Origin of the sequence: Staphylococcus sp. AS1337, assembly GCF_051408735.1 — a bacterium.
In the GTDB taxonomy this organism is placed as follows: Bacteria; Bacillota; Bacilli; order Staphylococcales; family Staphylococcaceae; genus Staphylococcus; species Staphylococcus xylosus_B.
In genome coordinates, this window is the sequence record NZ_JBOIHZ010000005.1 from 162,767 (window position 1) to 178,853 (window position 16,087).

General features: G+C 32.0%; 13 protein-coding genes. 8 read left to right on the plus strand and 5 right to left on the minus strand.

Going from position 1 to position 16,087, the window contains the following annotated elements:
• Window positions 1-252 precede the first annotated feature (252 nt).
• Window positions 253-453, plus strand: a complete 201-nt coding sequence (locus ACSUE0_RS10030) for a helix-turn-helix domain-containing protein (RefSeq protein WP_119614342.1) — start codon at window positions 253-255, stop codon at window positions 451-453.
• Between the two features lie 1,732 nt (window positions 454-2,185).
• Here ACSUE0_RS10030 and ACSUE0_RS10035 read toward each other — a convergent pair.
• On the minus strand, window positions 2,186-2,398 hold the full coding sequence (locus ACSUE0_RS10035; protein ID WP_029379120.1) for a TM2 domain-containing protein: 213 nt from the start codon (window positions 2,396-2,398) through the stop codon (window positions 2,186-2,188).
• Between the two features lie 180 nt (window positions 2,399-2,578).
• Between ACSUE0_RS10035 and ACSUE0_RS10040 the strand changes: the two genes are divergently transcribed.
• Window positions 2,579-3,148 carry a GNAT family N-acetyltransferase gene (locus tag ACSUE0_RS10040; protein WP_119614340.1) on the plus strand — a complete coding sequence of 190 codons (570 nt, stop codon included), beginning with the start codon at window positions 2,579-2,581 and terminating at the stop codon, window positions 3,146-3,148.
• 76 nt (window positions 3,149-3,224) lie between these two features.
• Here the strand turns inward: ACSUE0_RS10040 and ACSUE0_RS10045 are convergent, their stop codons facing one another.
• Window positions 3,225-4,163 carry a 1,4-dihydroxy-2-naphthoate polyprenyltransferase gene (locus ACSUE0_RS10045; RefSeq protein ID WP_436957205.1) on the minus strand — a complete coding sequence of 313 codons (939 nt, stop codon included), beginning with the start codon at window positions 4,161-4,163 and terminating at the stop codon, window positions 3,225-3,227.
• 186 nt (window positions 4,164-4,349) lie between these two features.
• Between ACSUE0_RS10045 and ACSUE0_RS10050 the strand changes: the two genes are divergently transcribed.
• The 5 genes from ACSUE0_RS10050 (at window position 4,350) to ACSUE0_RS10070 (ending at window position 9,755) form a co-directional block, all read left to right on the plus strand.
• Complete coding sequence (locus tag ACSUE0_RS10050) at window positions 4,350-5,702, plus strand: isochorismate synthase (protein WP_119614339.1); 1,353 nt, start codon at window positions 4,350-4,352, stop codon at window positions 5,700-5,702.
• A complete protein-coding gene (gene menD, locus ACSUE0_RS10055) occupies window positions 5,695-7,377 on the plus strand; it encodes a 2-succinyl-5-enolpyruvyl-6-hydroxy-3-cyclohexene-1-carboxylic-acid synthase (RefSeq protein WP_436957207.1) in 1,683 nt (560 codons plus the stop codon). Before ACSUE0_RS10050 ends, menD begins: the two co-directional genes overlap by 8 nt.
• On the plus strand, window positions 7,364-8,170 hold the full coding sequence (gene menH / locus ACSUE0_RS10060; protein WP_436957209.1) for a 2-succinyl-6-hydroxy-2,4-cyclohexadiene-1-carboxylate synthase: 807 nt from the start codon (window positions 7,364-7,366) through the stop codon (window positions 8,168-8,170). The genes menD and menH overlap by 14 nt, the downstream gene beginning before the upstream one ends.
• A complete protein-coding gene (menB, locus tag ACSUE0_RS10065) occupies window positions 8,163-8,981 on the plus strand; it encodes a 1,4-dihydroxy-2-naphthoyl-CoA synthase (protein WP_017724097.1) in 819 nt (272 codons plus the stop codon). The genes menH and menB overlap by 8 nt, the downstream gene beginning before the upstream one ends.
• A gap of 315 nt (window positions 8,982-9,296) precedes the next feature.
• The gene (locus ACSUE0_RS10070; protein WP_436957212.1) at window positions 9,297-9,755 is read left to right on the plus strand and encodes a MarR family winged helix-turn-helix transcriptional regulator; all 459 of its coding nucleotides are present in this window, start codon (window positions 9,297-9,299) and stop codon (window positions 9,753-9,755) included.
• A 112-nt stretch (window positions 9,756-9,867) separates the two neighbouring features.
• Here the strand turns inward: ACSUE0_RS10070 and ACSUE0_RS10075 are convergent, their stop codons facing one another.
• Together ACSUE0_RS10075 and ACSUE0_RS10080 are read right to left on the minus strand one after the other, a co-directional pair.
• Window positions 9,868-11,031, minus strand: a complete 1,164-nt coding sequence (locus ACSUE0_RS10075; protein WP_119614335.1) for an aminotransferase class I/II-fold pyridoxal phosphate-dependent enzyme — start codon at window positions 11,029-11,031, stop codon at window positions 9,868-9,870.
• A 122-nt stretch (window positions 11,032-11,153) separates the two neighbouring features.
• Entirely contained in the window at window positions 11,154-12,158 is a 1,005-nt protein-coding gene (locus tag ACSUE0_RS10080; protein WP_119614334.1) for an acyltransferase family protein, read from the minus strand.
• Window positions 12,159-12,364: 206 nt separating this feature from the next.
• Here ACSUE0_RS10080 and ACSUE0_RS10085 point away from each other — a divergent pair, with 206 nt between their 5' ends.
• Window positions 12,365-12,787, plus strand: a complete 423-nt coding sequence (locus ACSUE0_RS10085; protein ID WP_107551851.1) for a MarR family transcriptional regulator — start codon at window positions 12,365-12,367, stop codon at window positions 12,785-12,787.
• A 99-nt stretch (window positions 12,788-12,886) separates the two neighbouring features.
• Here the strand turns inward: ACSUE0_RS10085 and ACSUE0_RS10090 are convergent.
• Window positions 12,887-16,087 (minus strand): GW dipeptide domain-containing protein (locus tag ACSUE0_RS10090; RefSeq protein WP_436957214.1); only part of this gene is annotated, 3,201 nt, incomplete at its 5' end.

Here is a 16,087-nt window from a genome sequence, read left to right on the forward strand (position 1 = left end):
AAAAAAAGCTCAAATGTGTAAGAATCACAATCAAGATAAACTTCTACTTTATCAAGATTGACTTCACATTCGAGCCATAAACAAAATGGGGAGTTCGCTCCCCTCTCATTAATAATATACAATATTACTCACTGCATTACAATGAAAATACAAATGAGTGTTAGAAAAACAACTAAAGCAGAAAAGAAAGAATTTGTGATTGGTTTGGTAGTATTAGTAGCAATTATCTTACTTTTTAAGTGGGTGTTTTAAATGAACGCGATCAATGAAATATATCAAACTATACAAAAATTACTAGACTCTGAAATCACAGCTTATCAAATAGAAAAAGATACAGGTATTAGTCGTGCGAAAATAGGGAGATTGAAAAACGGTAAAAATGATTTAAATAATTTAAGCCTAGAAACTGCTGGCAAACTATACGAATACGCAAAAGCCCACCTAAATGAATAGGTGGGTATTTTATAAACGGACGATAAACGGACAACAAAATAGATAGAACACTATATAATAGGCATTTGGAAAAGTACTCCGTTTCCGTAAAAAAGGAACTCCCGTTAAATTAACGTAAATGAAGCGTTTGTTTAACGGGAATTTTTTGTTTTAATGAAGTTATTTTATTATTTGTTGAAAAGTTAAGGAAATATACTAATATAAGAGTTATCATATTAATGATATTGCGTATATGGTGGTTCCCCTTAACCACCTAAAAGTATCTTTTCACAGCCATCCTTCGGGGTGGTTTTTTGTATTTCAAAGGTGTTATTATTTCTATTAATATATCGAGTAGGGTGTGTGATTTAACTACTGAAAATAATTATTTTATTATTAAGATGAAGTGTTATAGTTAGCATGATAGTATTAAATGGTCATTTAAAATTATGAAGTCCTATATAGCAACTTATCAATTTTATTTGTAACACAATGAAAATCTATTTAACTAAAGCTGTTTTACAGCATATAGTAATTGAATAGAAAGCTTATATTAGTAGTAGAAGTATTTGGCTCAAAATTATAATGTAGCAAATGACTTTTTGAAGAGTAGATGTTGTTACATTAAATTTTGCTGTTAGTAGGGTACTTTTTATTTAAAAATAAGGAAATCCCCTAATTTGGTTAATATGATAACCTATAGCAAGTGGACTTCAGACATCTACATATATCCGTTAAGCGGTGATATTATTGCTATAATTTTACCGAAAAAGAAACAAACCATAAGCTGGTGAGATGGCCTCAAATAATGGGAATAAGATAAAAACACTTTCGTTGAATTCATTTAAAATGAATTCAACGAAAGTGTTTTTTCTATGAAAATCTATTCTAGTGTATGTCTTATAATAGTTACATAAATATTAAGCCCCTCTAAAGGTAGATACTTCAAATATAAAAGTAAACTACCTTTAGAGGGGTTTCAGACTGTCGACCAAGCCTCTGATTTTGTTAGCAGTTTTTTGCACATTTTCCACGGAAACTGCCTTAGCCTGTAGTCTTCGGCTAGTGCTCTCCCCGCAGGAGTCGGTCCAAATCACTGCCAATATTATACTGAAAAAGCTATATATATAAATTCAACAGTGGCGGTGTTTATTATGTTGAATATATCAATTGATAAAAGACCACTGCTATTTTGAAAAATGACTATACAAATAAAAAACAAACCTTAGGGGGAACTATCACCTTAGGTTTGTCTACGTTCTGCAACTAGCTTTAGAGGAGTTTTTATGCAAGGGATAATGATTTATTATAGAGCTTTTAGAATTAATTTATGAAAGACTTATTATGTGTATATTAAATAAGGGAGTGAGACGTTAAATGATGTCTCGCTCCCTTAAGTTAGCCTAATAATATCTTTTGTTCGGCTTTTAACATTTGATTATCTAGATTGGGCTAATACAATCAATTTAGTATAATGAACTATAATTCTTTTTTGATAATTTCTATATCATACTTTTTATTAAGTAGCTCATTTTATAGTGATATGATTTTTATTTTTTACTAATTAGATTTCTAATTGCTCTGACAATATAGCCTACAGCTAATGCTCTAAATATGCGTTGGATTATGTTTTTCATTTTAAACCTCCTAAGTTACAATTCAAATTTTTAATTTGGATTATACTTTCTTTACCCTTTTCTTAATGAAATATAGATGTTTTTGGAAATTTATAAATTATTTTCGACATTGCGCATTATTTTTCAAAAGTAATTAAGCCATCTTCATCTGCCTTATGAAAGAAAATAGTAATAATCCCACTTATTATTGCAATAATATATGGAATGCCCGTCCAGAAGAAAATGAGATGGATAATACCTTGTAAAAGTTGATTAGAGTAAAACTTATGAATTCCACACCAACCTAATATGAATGCGAGTACAACATAGATTACTTTATTTACTTTCATGTGTCCATATCCTTTCGTATTAAAGTGATTGTTATAATTATCTCTTAAATCGAAGTTTACAACAATAAAAAACTATTAATTCCATAAAAATTAGTAATTAGTATCGTGATTACTTCGAATTTTCCAGTTGATTCATATATAATAGAATTAAAGAAATTATGGATAAGGGGAGCATTACTGATGATTAGAAAAGCAAAGCCAAGTGATACACCTAAAATTGCTGAACTATGTTATATCATTTGGAGTGAACTTGATATACAAATGGTTGAAGATATAGATAAGTCACGACTGCTTAAAATTATGGAGCAAAGTATGATTGAGGTGCATTATAGAGGACATTATAGTAATACGTGGGTCTATGAAATAGAAGGTGAGGTAGCGGGTTGCTTAATCGCATATCCTGGGGATAAAGAAATTGCACTCGAACAGGCGTGGTTAGATCTGGATTTGGATGATGATATCCGGTCATACGGCACACCTATGCCGATGAAAGAAGCGAATGATGATGAATGGTATATTGAAACAGTTGCGACCTTTGCTCAATATCGTGGTCGAGGCGTAGCAACACAGTTAGTACAACATGTTATAGAGTCATATAGTGATGAAAAGTGGAGTTTAAATTGTGATGTTCATAATGATGGGGCGCTTTACGTTTATAAAAAACTAGGCTTCCAAATTGCTAGTGAATTTGACTTATATGGACATATGCATTATCACATGATTTTACCAATTATCGATGGTAACAAATAAAAAATCGACCTTCATTAAATGAAGGCCGATAATAAACTTTGTATTGATAGGTGATTTTAACATTAAACGTATTTGATTAAATCCCACCTAATATTGCACTGATATAAATACCTAGCGCATATAATAAACCAAAGAACGTATTAGTTTTACCAGTTGCTGCCATGGCAGGCATCATCGTTTGTGGTGTGTCATTTTTCTTGAACCTACGCACTGCTTTAATAGGCATAGGAAATGATAACAATGCTAGTAAGAAAAAGATTGAACCACCAGGTTGAAAGAAAGTGATATATATAACTAATACATAAGCGACAATATACATTAATGCTAAGAAACGAATAGAATTATTTTTACCAAGTAAGATAGGTAGCGTTTTACGGCCGCTTTCTTTATCTTTAACGCGGTCACGTATATTGTTCGCCATATTAATTAACCCGATAGTAATAACAATTGGGATGCTTATCCAAACAACTAAACTTTGTAAATTTCCTGTTTGAATGAAAAAAGAAATTAAAATGATGATCATACCCATGAATATGCCTGAAAATAATTCACCAAAAGGAGTCCATGAAATTGGGAATGGACCGCCAGTATATAAATATCCAACAGCCATACATACAAGACCAATAGGTAATAACCAAAATGAAATTTGAATGGCAATAAATATACCTAATATTGCAGCTATGATATAAAATGCAATAGCTAAGTTCAAGACTAACTTAGGGCTCATGCCATTTCTAACGATTGCACCACCAATACCTACAGAAGTGTGATCGTCGAGTCCTTTCTTAAAATCATAATATTCATTAAACATATTTGTTGCTGCTTGAATTAACAAACATGCGATTAACATTGCTAGAAAAAGACTAAGATTTAGTTTGTTTTCACTACCAAGGATAAAGATTTTTGAAGTAGCAGTACCGACAAGTACAGGCACCACTGCAGCAGTTAAAGTATGTGGTCGCATTAACTGCCAGTATTTTTTGACAGTAGAATATTGTTGATATTGAGATGCCATAATGATTTACCTCGTATTCTTTCGATTTAAAATATTTTTTATCAAATATATTTTAATGGAAGAACTTAGAAAGGTCAAATAACGTAAAAATGTATGAATGAAATAAGCTAGAAACCATACACACATTGTGAAAAGTGGTACAATATCATAATGAGTACAAACTGATAAATGAAAGAAGTGAAATAGATGACTTTTGACGTCAAGGAAAGTGAAATTGTCGAAGCGGTATACGAAAGTAATCATACTTGGGTCTCTGTAGAAGCAAAATTGAATTATGAATTAGATCCTACATTATTATTTCATATAACGGAAGATTGTGCGGGAGACCGTTTTTATTTTAAGAAAAATGACAACGAAACTTCATTCTTTGGCTATCATGCTATTACAAGATTTAAAAATGATTTTGAAAATAAACAATCTATTTTCCGTGAATGGGAAAAATATAAAAATGACATTGAATTAATTCATCCTAATTCTGACAAACATCATTTGAAAATATGTGGAGGTTTCCAGTTCTCAACACATAAATCTGGTGATGAATGGCGTGAATTTGGTATTAATCATTTTATCTTGCCTGAAGTATTAGTAACAATGGAGCAAGGATATACCTATATAACTTATACAGTGAAATCAGATCAATTTGAAATTAGTACGTTTTTATCAATTATAGATAAATTAACGCAAACAACTGTGTATCCTGACTTTGAAATTGGGAATATTAAGCGCATCGATGACATATATAAAGATGAGTGGCGTGATTTAGTCAAAGATACGATTGACATATTAGATGAAAGTAAAAAAATTGTGTTAGCGAGAAAACGTTTAATAATCTTTGATAAACAGATTAAATTACCTTATATTTTGAATAAAGCTTCTCAAGGAGAACATAATAGTTATTTATTTATTTTAGAATCACAAGATAGTATTTTCTTTTCACAAACACCAGAACAATTAATGGAAATAAACAATGAAATACTATCTACAAAAGCAGTAGCAGGTACGATAAAACGAACACACCAAGCTGAATTAGACAATGAAAATATTCAAGCTTTTTTAAATGATGAAAAGAACTTAAATGAGCATCGCTTTGTTGTCGAAAGTATATTGAATGATATATCACCTTATGTAGAAGACGTAACTTATAATCAAGAACCACAGATATTAACTAATGACCATTTATATCATTTGTATACAAAAATTAAAGGTCAATTGAAATATGAATCTTATATAGGCTTATTAGACAACCTGCACCCGACACCAGCACTAGGTGGTTATCCGAAATTTGAAGCATTAGAATACATTGAACAAAATGAATTTGGCACACGCGGACTTTATGGCGCACCTGTAGGCTATATTGATATGTATGACAACTGTGAATTTATCGTGGCTATTCGTTCGATGTTGATTAAGAAAAACCAAGCCACATTATTTGCAGGCTGTGGTATTGTAAGTGATTCTGATGCAGATAGTGAAGTAGAAGAAACTGCAGTTAAATTTAACCCTATGATGAAAGCTTTAGGAGTCGAGGAATATGAATAATCATACAGATGCACTAACGAAACAAGTATTTACTTTTGTTTCAGAATTATATGCTTATGGCATAAGAGAAATAGTAATAAGCCCAGGATCACGTTCAACACCGTTAGCAATTGCAGTTGAGGCACACCCTAAATTAAAATCTTGGATTCACCCTGATGAAAGAAGTGCTGCTTTTTTTGCTATGGGGTTAATGAAAGGAAGCGAGCGCCCAGTTGCCATTTTGTGTACTTCAGGTAGCGCTGCTGCAAACTATGCACCTGCTGTTTCTGAGAGTAGTTTGAGCCATTTACCTTTAGTAGTACTTACAAGTGATCGTCCACATGAACTTAGAAATATTGGTGCGCCTCAAGCAATCAACCAAACGAATATGTTTCAAAATTATGTACAATATCAATTTGATTTTCCAATAGTTGATACGAATGAAGCGGAAGAATTCATGACTAATACTGTTAAATTCCAGCTACAAAAAGCAAGTCAATTTTTATATGGACCGCATCGTGGCCCAATTCATTTGAATTTACCATTTAGAGAGCCACTAACTCCAAACATTGAAAAGGTTGAATGGTTAACATCAGATATGAAAATATTGCCACATTATCAAAAAACAACTAGTTTAAATGAAATCAGTTCGATTATTAAAAAGAGTAAAGGTTTGATTATTGTTGGAGATATGCAACATCAAGATATTGATCAAGTACTAACTTTTTCAACGATACATGATATGCCAATATTAGCTGATCCATTGAGTCAACTAAGACGTGAACATCATCCTAATGTTGTGACGAGCTATGACTTACTGTTTAGAGCAGGTTTACAATTAGATATTGATTATATTATTAGGGTTGGTAAACCAGTTGTTTCCAAAAAATTAAATCAATGGTTAAAAGAAACTTCAGCATTTCAAATTTTAATTCAAAATAATGATAGACCGGATGCATTTCCAATTACACCACATGTTTCTTATGAAATGTCAGCCAATGATTTCTTTAGACAATTGTCAGAAACTCCAATTGTTGAACGTAAGCGTTGGTTAGAGAAGTGGCAGACATTAGAAAAACACGCGATTGTTGAGATTAAAGATTATGTAAGAACAGCAACAGATGAAGCTGCATACGTCGCGAACGTTTTAGATAAATTAACAACTTCAGATGCCTTGTTTGTTAGTAATAGTATGCCAATTCGTGATGTTGATAATTTGTTTATCGATTGTGATGCAGAAGTGTTTGCAAACCGCGGTGCAAACGGCATCGATGGTGTAATTTCTACAGCACTAGGTATGGCAGTTCATAAGAAAGTAACACTATTAATAGGCGATTTAGCGTTTTATCATGACATGAATGGTTTATTAATGTCTAAATTAAATGATATTAATTTAAATATTATTCTACTCAATAATGATGGTGGGGGCATTTTTTCATATTTACCTCAAAAAGAATCGGCAGAAGATTATTTTGAGCGTTTGTTTGGTACACCAACAGGGCTTGATTTTGAACATACAGCTTTGCTTTATGATTTTGCATTTGATAGATATGAATCAATTGAAGAGTTTAAATATGCTGATTTATCTAAATTTGGTGCTCATATTTACGAAATAATCACGCAACGTGAAGAAAACAAGCAACAGCATCTAAAACTCTATAAAAAGTTGAGTGATATTGTTAATGTTAAACTATAAATTTTATCAATCGAAATGTGATACAGATGAATTATTGGTTATGTTACATGGATTCATAAGTGATCAACAGGCTTTTAGTGAACATGTTTGTGTCTTACAAGAGAAATTGAATATTCTAACTGTAGATTTACCTGGTCATGGCCAGGATGACTCAGATACAAATCAGACTTGGGATTTTCCATTTATTACAAACCAGTTAGATGAAGTATTAAAGTTATTCCAAAGTTATCATTTGTTTTTACACGGTTATTCAATGGGTGGTAGAATTGCAATATACTATGGAATTGAAGGAGAAATCACCTTAGCAGGATTGATTTTAGAAAGTACATCTCCAGGGATAGAAGAGCTAGAAGACCGTAATGAAAGGCAATTGGTTGATCAGGCTAGAGCGAAAGTGCTAGAAATTGCAGGTTTAGAAATTTTTGTTAATGATTGGGAAAAGTTACCGCTTTTCTATACACAGCATGAATTAGATAAATCCATTAAAAAAGAAATACGTGATATGCGATTACGTCAAAATTCATTGCGTTTAGCAAAAGCATTGCGTGATTATGGTACTGGACAAATGCCAAATTTATGGCCGAAGTTAAAGCAAATTAAAGTGCCAACTTGCATAATAGTAGGCGCTCTAGATGGTAAATTTTCTAAGATTGCTAAACAAATGGAAACTATGATTCACAACACGGAGTTAAATGAAGTAGAACGAAGTGGTCATACAGTACATGTGGAAGAATTTGCAGAATTTGATAGAATAGTATTAGGTTTTATTCATAAGGAGGAGCAAAATGACTAGACAGTGGGAAACAATTAAAGAGTATAAAGAAATTAAATATGAAATATATGATGGTATTGCAAAAGTGACGATTAATCGTCCTGAGGTTCGTAACGCATTTACACCAAATACAGTACAGGAAATGATAGATGCATTCACAAGAGCACGTGATGACCAACGTATTTCTGTTATTATCTTAACTGGTGAAGGGGATAAAGCATTTTGTTCAGGAGGAGATCAAAAAGTACGTGGCCACGGTGGTTACGTAGGTGATGATCAAATTCCTCGTTTAAATGTATTAGATTTACAAAGACTTATCCGTGTGATTCCGAAACCTGTCGTTGCAATGGTGAGAGGTTATTCAATCGGTGGTGGGCACGTCCTTAGCGTCGTTTGTGACTTAACAATCGCAGCAGACAATGCAATCTTTGGCCAAACTGGCCCTAAAGTTGGATCATTTGATGCTGGGTACGGTTCAGGTTATTTAGCTCGTATCGTAGGACACAAAAAAGCTCGCGAGATATGGTACTTATGCCGTCAATATGACGCTCAACAAGCTTTAGACATGGGCTTAGTAAATACAGTCGTTCCATTAGATCAAGTTGAAGATGAAACAGTTCAATGGTGTCAAGAAATGAAACAACATTCACCAACGGCTTTAAGATTCTTGAAAGCAGCTATGAATGCAGACACTGATGGTTTAGCTGGACTTCAACAAATGGCTGGTGACGCTACTTTACTTTACTATACAACAGATGAAGCAAAAGAAGGCAGAGATGCATTTAAAGAAAAACGCGATCCAGACTTTGATCAATTCCCTAAATTCCCATAGAATTTGAATGAAAATCAATACTAAAAATAAATAAGCATTTATCGATTAACTAGGTGGGCTGTGTCTCATCTAGTTTTTTATATGAACAATGATGAAAGTGTAAAATGATATTTTATCGAAAGTTTACGCTTAAGATTATCAACATAACATGGTAATACATAAAAATAATTATAGATAAAGTAATATAAATCTAATTTCCCGCTAATATATAGTGAGAAACTTTTAGTGTAAAAACTTTTTTAAACTTAATTATTGTATTTGACTAAAATTAAAACGTAGATTAATATTATAATCGAGAAGGGATGAGGAGAAAATATGACAACAGATATATATGATCAAATGAGAAAAGAAATATGTTATTTGTTTTATATTACAAGTAAAGAAGTTGTAAACAGGTTTAATAAGTATTTGAAACGGTATGATATAAGTTTTCCTAACTATATTGTTTTGTTGTATATAGAAAATGAAACTCCAATATACATAAAAACGTTATGTAATGAATTGTACTTAGATTCAGGAACAATCAGTCCAATCATTAAAAGGCTAGAGAAAAAAGAATTGATTCGTCGTCTTAGAACAGAAGATGATGAACGAAGAGTGAAAGTAATGTTAACTACAAAGGGGATAAAATTAAAGGAAGAATTTTCTAAAATTTCAGAAGAAGTGATTCAACAATTTGACATGGAAAAGGAAGATTCATTAGCTTATTATCAGATATTAAAAACGTTTGCTGAGAAAAATATTTATTCTAAAAATGAGAATAGGAAAGATTAAAAATTAAAACACCAACATCAATGTTGAAGTTAATCTACACCACATGCTTATAACTATCAATGGGAACGTCAAAGCGGCATAATTCAACCTTACATTTAGTTGGTGGTTTTTACTATGAATTAAAATTTTGAGTAAGATATTGTTCTAATCTTCTCATAGCTTCTTTTAATGCATCAAGTTCATATGCATAAGAAATACGTACGTGTCCTTTACCAATATCGGTAAACGCAGAACCAGGAACAATGGCAACATGTGCATTTTCTAAAATATCTACACAAAAGTCAAAGTCATCGTCTGTAAAATTCTTAATACTAGGAAAAACATAAAATGCACCCTCGGGTTTAGCATCTAGTTCAAATCCCATTGATTCTAATTTATTAATTAAAAAGTCACGTCGTTCAATATATGCTTCATTCATGTATTGCGGCGCTTCTAAACCCTCATTTAAAGCTGCAATACATGCAACTTGAGCAGGAACGTTGGCGCAAATACAATTATAAGCATGCATAAAAGTTAATTTTTCAATTAAATACTCTGGTCCAATCAAAAATCCAATACGTATGCCAGTAGCAGAATGTGATTTGCTTAACCCGCCAACAAGTAATAATTGATCGCGAATTACTTCAAATTCTGCAAAAGAAGTATGTTTACCAGTAAAAGTATTTTCAGCATAGATTTCATCACTAATGATAAAAATCTCTTTATCTTTCAATTTATTAGCAATGGCTTGTACTTCATTATAAGACAATATCACGCCGGTTGGATTAGTAGGGTAGTTTAGTAGTACTGCTTTGGTATTTTGGGTTATATGTTTTTCCAGTGCTTCAGGTGTTACTTTGTAGTCAGATATCGTCGTATCAATGTAAACTGGAATACCTCCAAGTGTCTTGATAAGTGGAATGTAGCCAGCATATACTGGTCCAGGAACTAATATTTCATCTCCTTCATCGATTATACTTCTTAAAGCAGTATCTAAGGCTTCGCTAGCACCATTAGTGATAATGATTTCTTCTGAACTATATGTAAAGCCATAGCGTTGTTCAAAATATTGGCTCACAGCATTTCTTGTTTCAATTAATCCTTTGTTATGCGAATAACTCGTTTGATCTTCATTAATCGCATTTATGTACGCAGCTTTCACCTCTTTAGGCATAGGAAAGTCTGGTTGGCCTATAGTTAAGTTAATACAATCTTCAATCCCTTTAATACGATTTGAAAATTGACGGATGCTAGGTGCTGATAAATGTTTTGAATTGTTATTTAATGAAAGTTGCATTATATTTTTCACCTCAAAATTAAAAATACCGAATTGTATTTAAATATGTATAGATTGTTTGGAAGTACTTCAACATTTATCATAACATATTTAAAATCAATACAATTCGGTTTAATACTTATTTATCCTTTGAATTTAAAAGGAGATTGTAAATTTATAATTGGATTTGTCCATTTAGATACAAATCGTGTTGAGAGTATATATACAATTATAGACGTAACGATAACTAAATAAAGATAAGTTAAGATACTGATATGATCTTTAAATGGATATATTCCAAAGCCACGGATAATACCAATAAATAAACCATGTAGTAAATACACATGCATTGTTCTACGACCTATATATGTATAAAATTTTTCTTTTTCAGGTATTAGATTAAAGAAAGCAAACATCGTAATTAAAACGATAACATATAATAACAATCTTTTGATTGGGCTATAGAAATCTAGCTTTCCTTCAAGTGACATATAGGGTGAATCGCCTAGCAACCAATTGGAATTAATTGGATGATAGGTGTATATAACATAAAAGGCTAGTAAAGTGATGATAGCTATTGGTAGAAACTTTTTATTTCTTAAAAGCTGTGTATGTTTATTTGTAAATAAATAGCCTATATAGAATATTGGGAAGAACATAATCGTCCTAGAAAAGCTTAAGTAATTATCTATATTCTCAGAATACCCAGCAAATAGTGAAATGATCACTGCTATAGGTAATACATAATATGGTTTATAATCCTTAACTATTACTAATATTACGTGGAAAAAGAATAATGTGAGTAAAAACCATAATGCAAATACTGGATCAAAAGGATCGAACTGAACACTATCTTCTTTACCAGTTAAGTAATAGTAAAAAGAGAAAAAGCCAAAGAATATAACATATGGAACTAATAATTTTTTTGATACTTTTTCTAAATAACCAACTTCACCAGCTTTTTTTGCAAAATAACCTGAAATAAACAAAAATCCTGGCATATGAAAGCTGTATATTGTTAAATACAATGAAGATAAATGAGAGCTGGCTTCTGTATATGGCTGTAATAGATGACCAAAGACTACAAGAAAAATCAGTGCAGCTCTTGCATTATCGAAAAAGTAATCTCTTTCTTTCAATTGTGACATTCGGTTTCTCCTTTAAGTAGTACGATAAATTTTATATACACTAGTTCTAATCTATTATAAAACCCATGAGAAATGCAACAAAATAGTACAATTTGTCTTTTATTATTGTATATTATGAAGGATGCTATTATAATGTTAAGGAATAAAATAGTGTGAAAACTTATGATTTTAACTAAGCTAAATTAATGATAGTGGAGATGAGCAACATGTACAAACAACTAGAACAGTTAATTACACTTACAGGTAATGATTTGAATTTGGTAAGTAGAAGATTTGGTCAGAGAACTGATTTGACTTCTGAGCAATTAGAAATGTTAAGAATATTATATAACTATGAAGTGTTATCTCAGTATGATTTGACTATGAAAATTAATAAAGAACAATCGATTGTTTCGCGTTGGATAAAAAAGTTATGTCAGATGGGGTATATAACGAGCAAGCAATCCAATAAAGACATGAGATGTAAAGATTTGATGGTTACAGAAAAGGCGAAAGAATTGGTACGACAAATTAATGAGGTTAGAGTAGCTTTGATTGAAGCACGTTGTCAAAATCTTACATCTAAAGACATAGAAAATTTAAACAAATTACTATATAAGTTAAATGTACACCAAGTATATATGCACTAGTTAATTAATTAAAAAAGAAGCGTACATAATGACAATAACTTGCGATAAGCATTGTCATTAGTACGCTTCTTTCAATTGATTCAATGTTTTAAAGTAATATTATTTATACGTATCTACGTCGAAATATTTACCTAGTTTATCCATAGAATCATAGAAACCTTTAATACGAGTAGCATTATGAGAGGCCCATGCTACGTCTGTTGCGTATTGGTGAACACCTGGATTTTCAGGATTCCAACGCATTTTATAAAGTGTATTTTGACCTTTATCAATATATGATTCAGATATAAATTTAGCGCCGCCAACTATAGCTTTTTTAACTGTATTCCAGCCATTATTTTTAGCTGTTATAAATCCTTGTTTTACAGCGTCACTATCAACTGCGCCGATACCAAACATATTATAATATTTATTTGGACCATCGGTAACAACTTTATTGTCTACAACATCGCCGCCATTTGCAAGTTTAGATGTACCATTACCAGTTTCAAGTAGTGCATGAGATATTAAATATACTTCGTTGATATCGTAAGTCTGAGCAGCTTGACTAAATGCTGCGCCTTGACCTTCTAAAATTCCTTTACCAACAAGCAATTTATCTAAATCAGCTGCACCAATATTTTGTGTTTTATCTAAACGTAAAAATTGATATTTTTGAGTCTCATTTTTTATTAACTTACTTGAATCCATAGCGTTTTTGATTTCACTCGCTGTAGCATCTTCCCATTTTCCAGGTGTGTGTTGAATTTGTGGTTTAGCAGTTAACCCTTTTTGGATAGCGACAGCTTGATCTAAAGTAATGCCTGAATCATAGTATTTTACTAATTCTTTACGTAAATCAGCCTCTTTAATCCAAACGATTTTACCATTAGATAGTTTACCATGGTACCAAGTGGTACCATTAATCACTTGAGTTTCATAAACTGTGAAAATAGTTTCATAGAAATCTTTAAGTGAACCTGCTGGAGTTGTAGATGTTGGATTTAAATAATAGTTACCATTTTTATTGAAGATCACATAATCATATTTATACGGAGTTACCGCTGATTTAGTAACACTTTGCGAATTAGTAACATTAGCATTATTAGATGGTTGTATCTTATTCAAATCATTCGCAGCTATCCAACCAGTTTTGTTGTTTACAATACCATAAACGTATTCGTCTTTATCGACGTAGACAGATTTAGATGCATTAAAGTGATTGTTTTTAAGATTATTGAGTGTATCCAGTTGTTGTGATTTTGTACCCCATGGCACTGCGTAAAGACCATTATTAGTTGCTTTAACAGTATATTGGTCATTTTTAGCACTTGTTTGGCTTAAATTACGAGTATTAATATCTTTTTTATTAATCCAGCCAATTGGCGTATTTTGATTAACATTTTGTATTAATACATAAGTGTTATTTCCTTCAGTGCGTTGTTTTGTAACATTATAAGTTTTTCCAGCTAGTTTTGTTGCGTCTTTACCTTGTTGATCATAAACGGTTGCTTTAATGCCAGAATTTTTGGTGTTTAACTGACCAATTTTACTTACACTTTGTGTTTGGTTAGTGCGTGCTTTTTTTGTTACTTCTTTAACTGTAATATCACCAGTTTGCATCCAACCTATATTAGTATTAGTTTTGTTATCAGTAATTAAGTAAAATGAATTATTACCTAGTGTTGCTTTTTTACTTAGTTTATATGTTTGGCCATTAACATATGGCTTTTGAACACCTTGTTTATCATATACAGTTGTATATACACCGTGATTGTTTTTAGCAACAGTACCTTGTTGATTTGTAAGTGTATCTACAGTTAATTTCCCTGGATTTGTAGTAGGGGATGTAGCTGTATTACTTGTTGAAGATAACTTGCTTAAGCTTACCCAACCAGATTGATTATTTACAGTTCCGTAAATATAGTTAGTCTTACCAATCTGTTGTTGTTTTGTTGCTTTGAACGTTTGTGTAGATTTTCCTGAAACTGTACCTGCTTTTTGAGAACTTGTACCCCAAGGAACTGTATATATCGTTTCGCCAGATTTGATTTGGTAAGTTTTATTAATGCTAGTTACTGCTTTAGCCGTATTATAATTAACATCGCCTTGGTGTACCCAACCAATTAATGTACCTTTATTAAAATCAGAAACCAAATAGAAATTTTCATTACCTAAAGTAGCTGATTTTGTAACTTTAAGTGTTTGGTTCGTGCGATCAGTTTTCTTACCATTTTGGTCGTATACTGTAGCATATAAACCATCGTTAGTAGTATTAATTCGTCCAACGCCATTGTTCGCTGTTACTTTCAGGCTACCTGTTTTAGCCGGGGTAGTTGCACCAGTATTACTCGAACCTGTATTATTTGAGCTATTTCCACTCGTACTACCTGAAGTGGATGTACCCCAAGCAGCTGCTTGACCTGTCTTAATTAAATATTTTTCATAAATAAGATCATATAATTCATCGTAACTATAATTATGTGCAGCTAAGTATCCATGAGGATCAGTATGGTCAGTACCACCTAAGTAATTACTTACTGCTTTATGTGTCCAAACAGTACCAACTCCATCATATTCAGCACTATCAGGGACTAAACCATAATACTGTAAGTTTGTTGCTGCATAATCAGCATAGTTATTTATTGAACGAGCAAATGAATCATAGTCATGAGTATGAACTAATTCAACATGTATGAAACGTTGGTTAGCTGCAGCGCCGCCGCCCCAAGCTAAGTAATCAGTATTTGCTGTTTCAATAATACGATTTCCATCTACGTAAGCATGTACAAAAGCATTTTGATAATTATTCTTCATATAATTGATTTCACCAGTGATTGTTGAATTATCATTTGCAGTATCATGCATAACAATACCTTCAGGTTTACCGTAGCGATAATTATATTTTGGTAAATATGACGCTATGTCTTGTTCATAGTTTGGTGCTTTAAAGTTGTTCTTGCGGATGTAATTGTTAATTGAAGAACTTACTTTTGGCGAATATTTTGGTAATGTTGAACGTGTTGTTGCTTCTTTTGTTAGCGCAGAACGTGTTGCGACTGTTGAATTGGCACTTCTAGCTACTCTAAGTTTAGGTGTTGCTTGTGTGTTATATAAATTAGCATTTGCTGCTTTAGTAGTGTCTGTGCTGTCATTGTGAACAGCGTCAGTATCCTCTTTAGTAGAAGAATCATCAGAATTCACATTATCATTAGTTACATCTTGCTTGTCTTTAGAAGTAACTTCACCTTTATCAGTACCAGCGCTATCATTTTGAACAGCGTCAATATCCTCTTTAGTAGAAGAATCATCAGAATTCAC